This is a genomic window from Intrasporangium sp., assembly GCF_032907665.1.
In the GTDB taxonomy this organism is placed as follows: domain Bacteria; phylum Actinomycetota; class Actinomycetes; order Actinomycetales; family Dermatophilaceae; genus Intrasporangium.
Map to the genome: position 1 here is coordinate 1 of NZ_JAJJPG010000023.1, position 13,388 is coordinate 13,388.

15 protein-coding genes are annotated in these 13,388 nt (G+C 71.5%); 3 read left to right on the forward strand and 12 right to left on the reverse strand.

Translation table 11 applies throughout. From position 1 onward, the window contains the following. Positions 1-398: TrkA C-terminal domain-containing protein (locus tag LOY02_RS05600; RefSeq protein ID WP_317181347.1), on the forward strand; the 398-nt coding region annotated here is incomplete at its 5' end. Here LOY02_RS05600 and LOY02_RS05605 read toward each other — a convergent pair. The 5 genes from LOY02_RS05605 to LOY02_RS05625 form a co-directional block, all read right to left on the reverse strand. Continuing rightward, a complete protein-coding gene (locus tag LOY02_RS05605; protein ID WP_317181348.1) occupies positions 366-1,103 on the reverse strand; it encodes a DUF3159 domain-containing protein in 738 nt (245 codons plus the stop codon). The two genes, LOY02_RS05600 and LOY02_RS05605, sit on opposite strands and share 33 nt — an antisense overlap. After that, positions 1,096-1,491, reverse strand: a complete 396-nt coding sequence (locus tag LOY02_RS05610) for an OB-fold nucleic acid binding domain-containing protein (RefSeq protein ID WP_317181349.1) — start codon at positions 1,489-1,491, stop codon at positions 1,096-1,098. Before LOY02_RS05610 ends, LOY02_RS05605 begins: the two co-directional genes overlap by 8 nt. A gap of 32 nt (positions 1,492-1,523) precedes the next feature. After that, a complete protein-coding gene (locus LOY02_RS05615; protein ID WP_317181350.1) occupies positions 1,524-2,357 on the reverse strand; it encodes a DUF3710 domain-containing protein in 834 nt (277 codons plus the stop codon). A 128-nt stretch (positions 2,358-2,485) separates the two neighbouring features. Beyond that, on the reverse strand, positions 2,486-2,989 hold the full coding sequence (dut, locus tag LOY02_RS05620) for a dUTP diphosphatase (RefSeq protein ID WP_317181351.1): 504 nt from the start codon (positions 2,987-2,989) through the stop codon (positions 2,486-2,488). A gap of 40 nt (positions 2,990-3,029) precedes the next feature. Further along, on the reverse strand, positions 3,030-3,329 hold the full coding sequence (locus LOY02_RS05625) for a DUF4193 domain-containing protein (protein WP_317181383.1): 300 nt from the start codon (positions 3,327-3,329) through the stop codon (positions 3,030-3,032). A gap of 347 nt (positions 3,330-3,676) precedes the next feature. Here LOY02_RS05625 and LOY02_RS05630 point away from each other — a divergent pair, with 347 nt between their 5' ends. Further along, a complete protein-coding gene (locus LOY02_RS05630) occupies positions 3,677-3,862 on the forward strand; it encodes a hypothetical protein (RefSeq protein WP_317181352.1) in 186 nt (61 codons plus the stop codon). Between the two features lie 85 nt (positions 3,863-3,947). On the opposite strand, the gene LOY02_RS05635 is transcribed toward LOY02_RS05630, so the two are convergent. From LOY02_RS05635 to LOY02_RS05645, 3 genes are read right to left on the reverse strand one after another with little or no spacing between them, the layout of a single operon-like run. Further along, a complete protein-coding gene (locus LOY02_RS05635; RefSeq protein ID WP_317181353.1) occupies positions 3,948-4,853 on the reverse strand; it encodes an inositol monophosphatase family protein in 906 nt (301 codons plus the stop codon). Positions 4,854-4,858: 5 nt separating this feature from the next. After that, the gene (locus LOY02_RS05640) at positions 4,859-5,938 is read right to left on the reverse strand and encodes a ferrochelatase (RefSeq protein WP_317181354.1); all 1,080 of its coding nucleotides are present in this window, start codon (positions 5,936-5,938) and stop codon (positions 4,859-4,861) included. An 11-nt stretch (positions 5,939-5,949) separates the two neighbouring features. Continuing rightward, positions 5,950-6,588, reverse strand: a complete 639-nt coding sequence (locus LOY02_RS05645; RefSeq protein ID WP_317181355.1) for a trimeric intracellular cation channel family protein — start codon at positions 6,586-6,588, stop codon at positions 5,950-5,952. A 119-nt stretch (positions 6,589-6,707) separates the two neighbouring features. On the opposite strand from LOY02_RS05645, the gene sepH reads away from it, so the two are divergent. Continuing rightward, positions 6,708-8,018 (forward strand): septation protein SepH, encoded by a 1,311-nt coding sequence (gene sepH, locus LOY02_RS05650; RefSeq protein ID WP_317181356.1) that lies wholly within the window; start codon positions 6,708-6,710, stop codon positions 8,016-8,018. A gap of 55 nt (positions 8,019-8,073) precedes the next feature. On the opposite strand, the gene LOY02_RS05655 is transcribed toward sepH, so the two are convergent. The 4 genes from LOY02_RS05655 to LOY02_RS05670 form a co-directional block, all read right to left on the reverse strand. After that, positions 8,074-8,766: a thymidine kinase gene (locus LOY02_RS05655; protein ID WP_317181357.1), complete on the reverse strand. Its 693-nt coding sequence runs from the start codon at positions 8,764-8,766 to the stop codon at positions 8,074-8,076. An 11-nt stretch (positions 8,767-8,777) separates the two neighbouring features. Further along, positions 8,778-9,929: an alkaline phosphatase family protein gene (locus tag LOY02_RS05660; protein WP_317181358.1), complete on the reverse strand. Its 1,152-nt coding sequence runs from the start codon at positions 9,927-9,929 to the stop codon at positions 8,778-8,780. A 7-nt stretch (positions 9,930-9,936) separates the two neighbouring features. Continuing rightward, positions 9,937-10,536, reverse strand: a complete 600-nt coding sequence (locus LOY02_RS05665) for a DUF5998 family protein (protein ID WP_317181359.1) — start codon at positions 10,534-10,536, stop codon at positions 9,937-9,939. A 93-nt stretch (positions 10,537-10,629) separates the two neighbouring features. Continuing rightward, positions 10,630-13,356, reverse strand: a complete 2,727-nt coding sequence (locus LOY02_RS05670; protein WP_317181360.1) for a GNAT family N-acetyltransferase — start codon at positions 13,354-13,356, stop codon at positions 10,630-10,632. Positions 13,357-13,388 lie beyond the last annotated feature (32 nt).

Genomic DNA, 13,388 nt, shown 5'->3' on the forward strand with positions numbered 1-13,388 from the left:
TCAACAACCCGAAGAACGAGTGGATGTTCGACGAGTCGTGGGGGGTCGACGTCGCCGTGTCCACGCCGCGGCTCATGACCGCCCTCATCGAGGAGGCGGTGAGCATCGGCGAGCTCGTGCGAATCTTCGAGTTCCAGCAGGGCCGCGCGTCGATGGTCGAGATCACCCTTCCGGAGGGCAGCCCGTTCGCCGCTCAGCGGGTGGGCGACATCGCCTGGCCGACCGACACCGTGCTCGTCGCCATCATCCGCGACGAACGGCCGATCGCACCGACGCGTGACGACGCCATGGAGGTCGGTGACGAGCTGCTCTTCATCACGACCTCCGAGCAGGAGCCCGAGCTGCAGCAGCTCGTCGCACCGGGCTCACGCCTCCGGGACGTCGCGGTCGACCAGTGACCCGTTCGGGTCGATGGGCGTCTGCCCGCGCACGAGGATCGCGCCCATCGCGCTGATCGCGACGATGTAGGCGGGCCAGCCGAGGACCACCTTGGCCACGCCGAGGGCGGCGACCTGCTCGGCGAGGTAGAGCGGCACCATGATCGACAGCCGGACGACGTTGAGGGCGATGAGCACCCAGCCGAGACGGAGCGCCACGGTGACGATTCCCCGGTGCTTGTGCCACCAGGTGGGGTCCTCCGCGAAGGCCTCCGGCTCGGCCACGGCCACGACGAACCCGAAGAGGGGCCACCGGGCGAGGTTGGTCGCGAGGAGGATGACGAGCAGGCCGGCATTCTGGAGCATGCCGGGCAGGAAGGCGTCCTCGGCCTGTCCCGACCGGAGGGCGAAGAACGCCGAGATGCCGACACCCACGGCGGCGTAGGCGATGAACCGGGGATCCTGGCGTTGGAGGACCCGGACGACGAGCAGTCCGACGACGCAGGCCCCTGCCGCCACGAGGGACAGCTTGAGGTCCTTCGTGAGCACCCATGTCACGGCGAACACGAGCGTGGGGATGGCCGACTCGAGGGCCCCGCGCCACCCGCCGATCGCCTCGGCGAGCTTGGCGCGGAGCAGCTCCTCGACGGTCGTGTAGCGGCGCAGGTCGGCCTCGGAGCGCTCGACGCCCCGGCCCACGCTGGCACCGTCGATGTGTTCACTCATGGGACGGCCCCAGACTCCCGACGATCTCATAGGCGGGGTTGAAGATGGTCAGTGTGCGGCGTTGGACGGTGACCCGGCCGGTCGCGCGCAGTCGGATCCCCGGCGAGATCCCCGGGATGCTGCGGCGGCCCAGCCAGACGAGGTGGATGGCGTCGACGCCGTCCCAGAGCTCGACGTCCAGGGCAGGCACGTCGACCCGCGGGCGCAGCGCCACGGTGCGGACCTCGCCCGCGACGGTGACTCGGGCGCGCGGCCGGGCCTCCCGGATCGGGACGAGGCCTGCGTCGGTCTGACGCGGTGGCGTCTCTGCCGTCTCGTGCGCCGATGCGGGTTCGCGGCGGAGCCGGTCGGCGAGGCGACGGATCCGGCTCCCGGTTCCAGACGTCATGGACGGAGCTGCTTCGGGACGGCCAGCGGCCGTCACCGGACCTCGGTGATCTCGGGGCCGCGCTCGAACGGCTTGAGGTCGTCGAGCTGCTCGTCAGCGGACTGATGGGACTGGTCGGGCTGCTCCGACGTCGCGGCCGGAGCCTTGGTCTCGGGCAACCGCAAGGTGAGCAGCTCCCGGGGCGGACGCGCCTCGTCACCCCGGTCGATGACCGTCGTGCGAATGAGGTCGTGGACGCCGGTCGCTGCGTCGCCGTCGATGGCCGCGCGGCCGCTGACGACGGCGCGCAGGAACCAGCGGGGCCCGTCGAAGCCGATGAACCGCGCGGGCACGAAGACGGTCCGGCCGTCGGGCCCGTTCTGCGGCATCCGCGTGAGCAGCTCCTCGCCGAACTCCCCGGACCGCACCTCGGCCGTGCCGCCCGCGTCGGTGATGCTCTTGGAGATCTCGTTGCGGATGTCGACCCAGACGCCCTCGGTCTTCGGTGCGGCGAAGGCCTGCAGCTGGACGGCCGACTCGCCGAGCACGGCGGTCACCCCGGTGATCTGCTGCTCCTGCTCGTTCACCTCGAGCCGCAGCTCGAGGCCCTGCTGCCCCTTGAGCCAGATCGCCCCGAGGTTGAGGTAGTCGCTGTCGTCCGCGACGGCCGACCGGTCGAAGGGCCCGGTGGTCCCGTCCCCCACGCCTGTGCCCACCTGGACGGACTGGGCCGGGTCGCTGTCGGAGCCTGCGCCGGAACCATCCCGCGGGTCATCCCAGACGTCATCCACGGAGTCGGACCCCGGGTCGGTGCCCCGGTCGTCGAACTCGCCCTCGTGAGCGACCCGCTCGTCCTTGGTCGGCTTGCGGCGGCTGAAGAGTCCCACGTGAATCCGTCCTTCTGTTACGACTGTCGAGGGCCGGGCCGGCCGATGTCCGGGAGGCCGGCCGAACGGCGACGGTGGCCGGGAGCTCACGCCCGGGGGCCGCGGCCCGGTGTATCTTGTCAGGTCCTTCAGGTGGTCGGTGCCGGGACTGCCCCGAAACCGCCGGTCGACCCGTGTCCAGTGTCCCCCCGGACCGTCTCGTCAAGCGAATCGACGGCCACGAAGGAGGGTCGCGCCACGCGCTGGACCACCAGCTGCGCGATGCGGTCCCCCCGGTGCACGACGAACGTCTCGGTCCGGTCGAGGTTGACGAGGTTGACGAGGATCTCGCCGCGGTAGCCCTCGTCGACGGTGCCCGGTGCGTTGACGACGGAGATGCCGTGGCGGGACGCGAGGCCCGAGCGCGGGTGCACGAAGCCGGCGTGACCAGCCGGCAGCGCGATCGCGACCCCGGTGGGCACGAGGACCCGTTCGCCCGGCGCGATCGCCACGTCGATGCGGGACACGAGATCGGCACCGGCGTCGCCGGGATGGGCGTAGGCCGGCAGCGGGAGGTCCGGGTCGAGCCGGCGCACTCGGACCGCCGGGGAGTAGTGCGGGTCACTGGCCGGGGTAGCACGAGGGTCGGTCACGTGGACCGACCCTATCTGCTCGACCTGCGACCCGGATCGCTCAGGCAGCACACTCCGTGCAGATCATCATCCCGTTGGTCTCCTTGGCCAGCTGGCTGCGGTGGTGCACGAGGAAGCAGCGCGAGCAGGTGAACTCGTCGGCCTGCTTGGGCAGCACCCGGACGGAGAGCTCCTCACCGGAGAGGTCCGCCCCGGGCAGCTCGAAGCCCTCGGCCTGCTCGGTTTCGTCGACGTCCACACTGGACGAGCTCTTGTCGACCCGGCGCGACTTCAGCTCCTCGATCGAGTCCTCGCTCAGCTCGTCGTCCGTCTTGCGTGGCGCGTCGTAGTCGGTTGCCATCTGTGCCCTCTCCGTGCTGCTCATGCTCCGCCGATGACGGAGACCCACCCCATGTTGTGACGCGAGAACGTCCCCACGCGCCCACTTGTTCCCGCACGTCCGGAGAGGTGTCGACCTCACCAAACATGCTGCGTGCGCGGATTGTGCCCCATCCGGCACGCGGTGTCACCTCGTTTCGCGGCGAGTTCCGCCCTCCTCTACCCCGAAACCCGACAGATCTGTCGTTTCCGGACCAACACTTCACCAACTCTTTGCCAAACCCGAACCCGGACCGATGCACTCTGGAGGCGCTACTTCGCGGTAGGGTCTGCGAACCCGACCGACCTTCCACCGGCCAGGAGGCGCCCATGACCGAATTCGTCGACCAGATCCGCGTCCGCGTCTTGGGCGCGCTCGACGACCTCGCCCAGGCGCGTGCCGCCGGCGACGACTACCGCATCCAGATCCACACCGGCGAGCTGGAGTCCTTCGCCCGCCTCGCCGCCGAGAACGACCTGCGCGTGCCCGAGCTCGAGCCCTTTCGAGCCGCCTGACTGAGCGCGCCACCCCATTGAGCGTCCGTATGCCGCTGACCCGGCTCAGCGGCATACGACCCCTTGGGTGCCCCGTGGGCGGCGGTCACTGACCGAGGGGCTCGAAGAGCGCCCGCACGGCCTCGACCAGTGCGGCCCCGGCAGCGACGGTCAGGGCCTTGCCGGGGTGCCTCGCGGCGCCGACGACGACCCCACCGGCTTCCTCGACGATGAGCCACCCGGCAGCGAGGTCCCACGGGTTGAGTCCCGACTCCGCGTAGGCGTCGACCGATCCCTCGGCCACGCGGACGAGGTCGAGGGCGGCGCTGCCGATCCGCCGGATGTCCCGGACCTGAGGAAGCACGCGCCGCAGCACCTCCGCCTGACGCGCCCGGACCTCGGGGTCGTAACCGAAGCCGGTGGCGAGGAGCGAGCGTCCGAGCCGCTCCTCGGTGGACACGGCAAGGCGGCGCGGTGCCGCCTCGCCGCCGTCACCGTCGGTGGGTTCGCGCCGCGTCCAGGCCCCACCTCCCCGACGCGCGTGGTGCACCACCCTCCGACAGGGGTCACCCACCGCGCCGGCAACGGGTCGCCAGGCACCGTCGGTGCGCGCGTCCCCGGTGACCACGGCGACGGAGACCGCGTAGGCGGGGATGTCGTAGAGGTAGTTGACCGTGCCGTCGATCGGGTCGACGATCCAGGTCAGCCCCGACGTGCCGACGACGTCCACCCCCTCCTCCCCCAGGATCCCGTCGTCGGGGCGGGCCGCCCGGATGAGCCGGTGGAGCAGGTCCTCGGCACGCTGGTCCATGACGGTGACGACGTCGGTCTCCGTGGACTTCGTCGCGGCGACACCCACGGTTGCCGGTCGTTCGTCGCGGATGAGGCGACCGGCCTCGGCGGCCAGGGCGATGCACAGGCCTTCCAGTGACTCGAGTGACCCATGAGACTCGTGCGATTCGTCGGACTCGGAGCCCAGGGACTGGCCGGAGGGAGGCGGGATGGCGGTCACCGTGCTCAGTCCCTTCCGCACAGGGCAGGACGCGCCTCGCGGAGGTTGGGACAGCATCCGGCGGCGCACACCGACGGCATGCGTCCCTCGAAGGCCGGGACCGGCGCCCCACGCGCTTCTGCAGCGCGCTCGGCGACGGCGTCGACCAGATCGGCGACGAAGCCCCGGTCCGTCCCCACGGTCGAGGCACGCACGAACCGGAGACCGAGACGCGAAGCCGTCGCCGCCGCCTCCGTGTCGAGGTCATAGACGACCTCCATGTGGTCCGAGACGAAGCCGATCGGGGCGGCGACAACGGCAGTGCGCCCCTCGGCGGCCAGCTCCTCGAGCCGGTCGTTGACGTCCGGCTCGAGCCAGGGCTGGGTCGGCGGTCCGGACCGGGAGCAGAAGACGAGCTCTCCGACGAGGTGGCGTCCGAGCGCCCGGTTCGCCTCGTCGGTGAGGGCCGAGACGAGCGCGAGATGCTGCCGCTGGTAGAGGTGCCCCTCCCCGTCCCCCGGGCCCGAGGTCTCGTCCATGGCGACGGGTATCGAGTGGGTGACGAAGAGCAGGCCGATCTCGCCGTCCGGGGTGCCGTCCAGCGCTCGCAGCGCGTCGACGACGTGACCGAGGTTGGCGCGCAGGAACCCCGGCCGGGGCGCGTAGGGCCCGATCTTGTCGACCGTGACGGCCAGTCCGTCGTCCCGGAGCGCGGCGACCGCGTCGGCGAGGTTCTCACGGTACTGACGACAGGAGGAGTACGAGCTGTAGGCGCTCGTCGTGACCGCCACGAGCCGCCGATGTCCAGCGCGATGGGCCTCGCGCAGCGTGTCGACGAGGAACGGCTCGCTGTTGCGGTTGCCCCAGAGCACCGGCGTGTCGACACCTCGGGAGTCGAGCTCGCTGCGGAGGGCTGCGATGAGGGCGCGGTTCTGGTCGTTGATCGGGCTGCGCCCGCCGAAGAGGAAGTAGTGCTCGCCGACCTGTTCCAGCCGCTCGTCGGGGATTCCGCGCCCCGCTGTGACCCGGCGGAGGAAGGGGAGAACCTCCTCGGGCGCCTCCGGGCCCCCGAAGCCGAGCAGGAGAATGGCGTCATAGGGCTGCATGCCGGTCACTTTCATCTCGGGTCTCCTCCGGTGCGAAGGGGCCTGGGGGCGTTGAGGTCGAGTCGGACGGCGAGGATGCGCAGGCCGAAGACGAGGGCGACCGAACCCCAGAGGACCCAGTCGCTCAGGGGGCCGAGCTCGCCGGCCACGACGACGACGATCGACCCGAGCATGGCCGGCAGGGCATAGAGCTCTCGGCGGAGCACCTCGGGCACCTGTCCGGCGAGGAGATCACGGATCACTCCCCCACCGACGGCGGTGGTCACCCCCACGAGGACCGAGGCGATCGGTTCCACGCCGAGGGTGACGGCCTTGAGGCTCCCCGCCACGGCGAAGGCCGCCAGACCCATCGCGTCGAGGACCCGCACGAACCTCGAGATGCGCTCGACGCCGGGGTGGTGGACGAAGGTGACGAGGCCGCCGAGGCCGGCTGCGGTGAGGAGCCGCCAGTCGCTGATCCCGACGGGTGGCACGTCCCCGATGAGGACGTCACGCAGGATCCCCCCGCCCAGCGCTGCCGCCACCGCGAGGACGAGGACGCCGAAGAGGTCGAAGCCTTTCTTCACCGCGACCAGCCCTCCAGAGAGGGCGAAGACGAAGACGCCCACGAGGTCGAGCGTGAGCTGGGCGGAGTGGTAGGACGTCTGCATGCCAAGGCAAACGGTACCTGCGCGGCGTGGTCCCTTTTGCCGCACTCCATGCGGTGGCATGCTCGACACGCAGGCAGTCGGGTGATCTCCGGCTGACGACCGACCGGGAGACCCCACCCATGCACGACCTCACCCTCATCGGCGTCCACGAGGACGGTGTGCACCTCCTGCTCGCCGACGACGAGGGCAACCGCTACCGGGTCCCGTTGGACGAGTCGCTGCGCGCCGCCGCCCGGCGGGACCGACCTCGACTCGGGCAGCTCCAGATCGAGATCGAGGGCGGGCTGCGCCCCAAGGACGTCCAGTCGATGATCCGTGCCGGCCTCACCGCCGAGGAGGTCGCGGAGCGCGCGGGCTGGTCCGTGGAGAAGGTGCATCGCTACGAGGTGCCGATCCTCGCCGAGCGCGAGCACGTGGCCGGACTGGCACGGCAGGTCCGCCTGAGGGGTCGGGGTGCTCACGGTGGAGCCGCCACCCTCGGAGCGCGGGTCGCCGAGCGACTCCGGTCCCGCGAGCTCGACCCCGAGGCCACGCGCTGGGACTCCCGGCGCACCGACAAGGGCGTCTGGACGGTGGTCCTGCTCTTCAACGCCGGCGGCCGCCAGCGCGAGGCGTCGTGGGACTTCGATCCCCTGGCCCGCACCGTCGTGGCGCGCGACGACGAGGCGCGGTGGCTCAGCGAGGACGAGGACACGCAGTCACCCGGCCCCCTGCCGGCCCCGCACCTCGGGGGGCTCAGCCCCGGCCGCGTCTACGACGTGGAGGCGGAGGGCGGCATCTCCACCGGCACCGGCGGTCGAGCTGCTGAGCCGGTGGACCTCGTGCAGGCGATGCGTGACCGCAGCGCCCAGCGTGGCCGGCGACGGCGCGGGCGCGGCTCAGACGTGCCGGGCATCGAGGACGCGCCCGAGGACGCCCTGCCCCTCGAGGACCTCGCCCGCACCCCCGCCCCCGACGAGGACCCGCCGGCCGCCCACGGTCACCCCGAGGACGATCCCCGCGCGGTCCGGACCACGGCACGCGCCGCGTCGGCCGCGCCGGACACCCCCGGGGCGCGACGGCGCCGCCGCACCGCGTCCCCCCGACCCTCCTCCACCGAGAGCGCCGGCAGCGGCTCCGGTGGTCGGGACGCAGAGACCCAGCCCCTGCCCCAGACCGGGAATCGGACGCGCGGACCGCGCGCGGGCGAAGGTCATCGGGACGGCCCGGCTGCGGCGCGCAAGGGTGCCTCGGCACGGAGCAGGCATCGCCCGGACCCCACAGATGACCACCCGGAGCAGGACGACCCGCCGGCCGACGAGGTGACCTCCCCACGGGAATCGAAGAGCCCGAGCCCACGAGCGGCGCCGCGTCGGCCGTCGACCCGCAAATCGGGTCGTCCCAGCGTGCCGAGCTGGGACGACATCATGTTCGGCCGCAAGGGAGAATGATCCGCACAGGCGGAGCGTGCCGCCCGGACACGGACGGACGGCTCAGCCACGCGACTCAGTCGGCCTGGGTGATCGGCCGGGCAGGCAGGGCGCAGACGTCGAGGTCGAACGGCAGCACCTCGGGCGACAACGAGGCCGCCCGCGCAGCCTGCGCGGTCATGCGCCGCATGTAGTGCCGGCGGCACAGGACCTCGTACTCGACGACGCCGGCCCCGCCGGTCTGGGTGTCACCCACGACGACCTGCTCGCCCTCGACCACCATGACGCCGTCCACGACGCGAGCGTTGGTCGTCGCCCGCCGGCCGCACCAGCACAGCGCCTCCACCTGGAGCACCTGCACCCGGTCAGCGAGCTCGATGAGGCGCTTGCTGCCGGGGAAGAGCTCGGTCCGGAAGTCCGCGGTGATGCCGAAGGCGAAGACGTCGACGTCCATCTCGTCGACGATCCGGGCCAGCTGCTCGACCTGACGTGGTGAGTAGAACTGCGCCTCGTCGCAGACGAGGTAGTCGATCCGCTGCCCCGCTGTCGCGCGCCCGACCACCGCGTCCCAGAGGTCGAGCTCGTCGGAGACCTCGAGGGCACCTGTCGACAGTCCCAGCCGCGAGGACAGGACGTTGCTGCCGGCGCGGTCCATCTTCGTGAAGATCAGGCCGACCCGACCTCGGGCCGAGTGGTTGTGGTCCATCTGGAGCGCCAGGGTGGACTTGCCACAGTCCATGGTTCCGGAGAAGAAGACGAGCTCAGCCACGGACGACCACCCTAGACGCCCCGGCGCGGCGGGACGACGATGACGGGCACCGCAAGCTCCGCGTCGCTCGTGGACCCGTGCAGGCCGAGCAGGCGCACCAGCTCGGCCCGCATGAGGCCGCTGTGCACCATCGCGAAGGAGTCGTCCATGACCACGACGAGGTCTCCGATCCGTCCCGCGACGCGCTCCTCCACCTGTCCGAACCAGCCCTCGTCGACGACCTGTTCACGCCGGAGGATCCTCGCCCGTCCACCGACGCGCTGCCGCCAGGCGTGCGCGACCTCGTCGGTCGCGCCCTCCAAGGTGTAGAGCTGGAGGCAGCGGGGCTCACCGCCAAGGTGCCGCACCCCGGCCATGAGGTCCGGCTCGTCGATGAGGTCCAGGCGGTTCGCATGGGGGATGTCGACCATGCCGTGGTCGGCCGTCACGACGATGAGGGTGTCGTCCGGCACCTGGTCCGCCAGCGACGCGAGCGCCCGGTCGACGGACTCGAGCTCCTCTCCCCACTGCCACGACTGGCAGCCGTGGACGTGACCGATCTTGTCCACCTCGCCCCAGTAGAGGTAGACGAGGGCGCGTGGCGCGGCCCGAAGGGCGGCGACCGCTGCGGCCACTCTCTCGTCGAGCGACCGGGCCGCCGTGAACCGCGCTCCCCGCAGGGCCGCGGTCGTGAGGCCGGACCCCTCGAAGTAGTGAGGGCCGACCATGGTCACCTCCACCCCGGCGGCGGCGGCCGCCTCGAAGACGGTCCCGTGCGGCTGCCACAGCCGAGGGTCCGGACCGTCCTCCCAGGAGAGCTCGTTGACGAGCCGGTCCGTCTGCGGGTCGAGGACCTGCATCCCGACGAGCCCGTGCGCACCCGGCGGCAGACCGGTGCCGAAGCTGCCCATCGAGGTGGCGGTCGTCGTGGGGAAGCCGCACGGCACGCGGTGGGAGCCAGGGAGTCGCTCCCGGAGGAAGGGGGCGTGGCCGCTGCGCTGTCGAAGCAGGTCGAAGCCGAGCCCATCGACGAGGACGACCACGGCGCGTCGAGCCTCCGGCATCGCGAAGACGTCCGCACCCGCATAGCGCGGGACGCCGAGCCGGTCGGCCACGGAGGGCAGCACAGAGGCAAGGCTGCCGCGCGACCAGTCTAAAGGGCGGGCCGAGTCGGGAGTGGTCATCGGCTCCTCACGCCCGGGAGGACCCGCCGATGGCACGAGAGAGGTGACGCGCGAAGCTGAGGGCGTGGCTCACCGCGTTCTCGCCGTCGGCGGCCGCGCTGATCCGGAGGGAGATGTCGTCCGAGGCGACGGTTCCCTCGAAACCATGGTCGGCCGTGCAGTCCGGATCGCCGCACTGCGCGGGCAGCAGGTCGAGCCGGCTCACCGCTCCCCAGCCGAGAGTGAGGGTGATGTCGCGGGAGGGACTCCCCTGCACGAACGCCTCGGGCTCGGTGACGACATGCGTCACCATGACACCGCGGACCGCGTCGAGTGGCACCGTCTCGGTCGTCGCCGTGGCGGTGGGCTGGGCCCCCGGCTCTGCATGGTCGTCGGCGTGCGCGATGACGAGACGCCTGTCGGTGACCGCGAGCACCGTCACGTGGCGTCGGACCGTGTCGTGGTCGAAGGTCGTCTCCTGGTGAACCAGGTGCGACACCACCTCCTCTCCGGCGAGGGCCGACTCGACGACATCGCAGACGAGCGCCGGGTAGTAGCCCGCATGGGTGATCGCCGCCGTGAGGTCCTCCGGAAGGGCCCGCTCTGGGTCCTGTGTGACGCGTCGCATGGGTGACATCCTTGCACTCACCGGCTGGGTTCCGGGCCTGGTGTGCCCCGACCGGGGCCATCGACCCGGGTCTCCCGCGCCGGCTCCAGGGGCTCAGCCGAGGCTGCGGCGACCGGTGTCCTTGCGCACCAGGGCGGGACGGATGACGACGTCGGCGCCGAGGACGTCGACCCCACCCGTCCAGGCGTTGACCGGGTTCAGCTCGACCGAAGCGAGCTCCGGAAGGTCGTCCTTGAGCACCGACAGCCGCGCGACGAGGTCGGCGAGCGCGGCGCGATGCACCGGGGCAGCGCCGCGATGTCCGGACAGCAGCGGTGCCGCGCGGACCCCGTCGATGAGGTCGGTGACGTCGACGTCGGTCAGCGGGGGGATGCGGTGTGCGATGTCTCCGAGCAGCTCGGTCGGCGGGCCGGCGACGGAGAAGCTGACGACCGGCCCGAAGAGGGGGTCCTCGGTCGCCTTGAGGACACAGGACACGCCGGGGACAGCCATCCGCTGGACGACGAAGCGGTCCGCGCCGAGCGGCCCGAGCCGCTCGGTGAGGGACGCATGGGCGTCCCTGACGGCGTCGGCGTCCCCGAGGTCGCCCCGGACTCCCGCCAGGCCGGGCTGGTGCCGCACGACGGGTGAGGTCGACTTGAGGATGACGGGATAGGTCAGCTGCTCGGCAGCGGCCACGGCCTCCTCGACGTCTCCGACCTCGACGGCCCGCCAGGGCCTGATGCCATAGGCGCCGAGCAGCTCCTCTGTCTCGTGCCTGGTCAGGGCGCGCCCTGCGGGATGTGCCGCCAGCCAGCCGTCGACCAGGCCGTCCGCGCGAGCGCGGTCGATGCCCACCGGCACCACGGGGTGGCCTCGGTCGCGAGCGCGCCACTGGGCGTAGCGGGTCACGGAGCGGAGCGCGCGGATCCCGTCCTCCGGCATCGCGTAGGAGGGCACGGATCGCTCCTGCCCGTCGACAGCGGTGTAACGCAGACCGCCATCGACACCACGCATGCCGAGGAAGGTTGCGACACAGGGCTTGTCATGCTTTGCGACGACGTTGCGCACGGCCAGGGAGACCTCCTCGTCCGGAGTCACGAGGGGCGGGATGAAGGCCGCCACGACGCTGTCGACGTTGGGGTCGGCGAACGCCGCGTCGAGGGCGGACGCGAACTCCTCCGCGGAGGCCTGGGGCAGCAGGGACACCGGCCCGTGCGTCACCTGCAGGCCCCAGCTCTCGGCCGCGGAAGCGCTCAGGGAACCGAGCGCGTCGGAGTTGCCGACGATGGCGACGCGGTCCCCGGTCGGCATCGGCTGGTGCAGGGTCAGCTGCGCGACGTCGAAGAGCTGGTGGACGTTCTCGACCCGGATGACACCAGCCTGCCGGAGCAGGGCGTCGAAGGCCTGGGGCGGCACGGTGGGAGTGCGGGTGCGATGCCCCGGTGGGGCGGCGTACTGGGAGACGCCCGACGACACGACGATGACGGGTTTGACCGACGCGAGATGGCGCGCGATGCGGGAGAACTTGCGCGGGTTCCCCATCGACTCGAGGTAGAGACCGACCGTGGACGTGTCCTGGTCGTCGATCCAGTACTGCATGAGGTCGTTTCCGGAGACGTCGACCCGGTTGCCCGCCGATGCGAAGACCGAGATGCCCAGGCCGCGGCGGGCGGCCGAGGCAAGGACGGCGACGCCGAGCGCGCCACTCTGCGCGAACAGGCCCAGCCGACCGCGCTCAGGGATGATCGACGCCAGCGTCGCGTTGAGACGGACGCCGGGGTCGTTGTTGATCAGCCCGAAGCTGTTGGGACCGACGATGCGCATCCCGGCCCCTCGAGCGGTCGCGCGCAGGCGGTCCTGCAGTCGGGCCCCCTCCTCGCCGGCCTCGGCGAACCCGGACGAGAGAACGAGCAACGCCTTGACGCCCGCCCGGCCGCAGTCCTCCACGACGTCGATCGAATCGGCGGCCGGCACGACGACGATGGCCAGGTCGATGGGGCCCGGCGCCTCGGTGATCGTCCGGTAGGCCCGCAGCCCGTGGACCTCGTCGGCCTCCCGGTGGATCGGGTAGAGCTCGCCCTCGAAGCCCGCCTCGATGAGGTTGCTCAGGACGAGGGCTCCGCTCGACTCCTTGCGGCGGCTGGCGCCGATGATGGCGACCCTTTCCGGGAAGAGGATGGTGTGCATGCTGCGCGACTCGGCGCGATGCTCGCGCGAGAGCTGGACCGCCTTCGACTGCTCGGTCGGCAGGATGTCGAAGGACAAGCCGACGACACCGTCCTCGATGTGGCTCGACACCTCGTAGCCGGCGTCCTTGAACACCATGAGCATCTTGCGGTTCTGGGGCAGGACCTCGGCCGTGAAGCGGGTGATGCCGACCTCCGGCGCGACGGCGGCGAGGTGCTCGAGCAGGACCGAGCCGATCCCCTTGCCCTGCATGTGGTCCGAGATGTTGAACGCCACCTCTGCGGTCGTGGGGTCGACCCGGTCGAACCGTCCGACGCCGACGATGTCCTCGTTGAGGACGGCGACGAGCGCCACCCGGTCGTGGTGGTCCACGTGCGTGAAGCGGTACACGTCACGGTCGCTCAGCTCACGCAGGGGGGCGAAGAACCGCAGGTAGATGGACTCGGCCGACTGCTTGCCGTGGAACGCCCTCAGCCGGTCCCCGTCCGCGGGATCGATGGGGCGGATGTGAGCGACCGTGCCGTCACGCAGGACGACATCCGCCTCCCACTCGACGGGCGCCTTGGGCCAGGAGTCGTCGTCCACGGCGTCGGCCTGCGGACCGACGTCAGCCGGCTGGCTCGCCGACGAGAGATCGCTGCCTCCGACCATGGGCACATCGTGTCATGCCCGGCGCCGACGGA

Excerpts from the sequence above, each read along its gene's own strand:
- LOY02_RS05660 (WP_317181358.1), bottom strand. The coding sequence starts at position 9,929 with ATGACCACTCCCGACTCGGCCCGCCCTTTAGACTGGTCGCGCGGCAGC.
- LOY02_RS05625 (WP_317181383.1), bottom strand. The coding sequence starts at position 3,329 with ATGGCAACCGACTACGACGCGCCACGCAAGACGGACGACGAGCTGAGC.
- LOY02_RS05610 (WP_317181349.1), bottom strand. The coding sequence starts at position 1,491 with ATGACGTCTGGAACCGGGAGCCGGATCCGTCGCCTCGCCGACCGGCTC.
- LOY02_RS05630 (WP_317181352.1), top strand. The coding sequence starts at position 3,677 with ATGACCGAATTCGTCGACCAGATCCGCGTCCGCGTCTTGGGCGCGCTC.
- LOY02_RS05665 (WP_317181359.1), bottom strand. The coding sequence starts at position 10,536 with ATGCGACGCGTCACACAGGACCCAGAGCGGGCCCTTCCGGAGGACCTC.
- LOY02_RS05605 (WP_317181348.1), bottom strand. The coding sequence starts at position 1,103 with ATGAGTGAACACATCGACGGTGCCAGCGTGGGCCGGGGCGTCGAGCGC.
- LOY02_RS05640 (WP_317181354.1), bottom strand. The coding sequence starts at position 5,938 with ATGCAGCCCTATGACGCCATTCTCCTGCTCGGCTTCGGGGGCCCGGAG.
- LOY02_RS05645 (WP_317181355.1), bottom strand. The coding sequence starts at position 6,588 with ATGCAGACGTCCTACCACTCCGCCCAGCTCACGCTCGACCTCGTGGGC.
- sepH (WP_317181356.1), top strand. The coding sequence starts at position 6,708 with ATGCACGACCTCACCCTCATCGGCGTCCACGAGGACGGTGTGCACCTC.
- LOY02_RS05670 (WP_317181360.1), bottom strand. The coding sequence starts at position 13,356 with ATGGTCGGAGGCAGCGATCTCTCGTCGGCGAGCCAGCCGGCTGACGTC.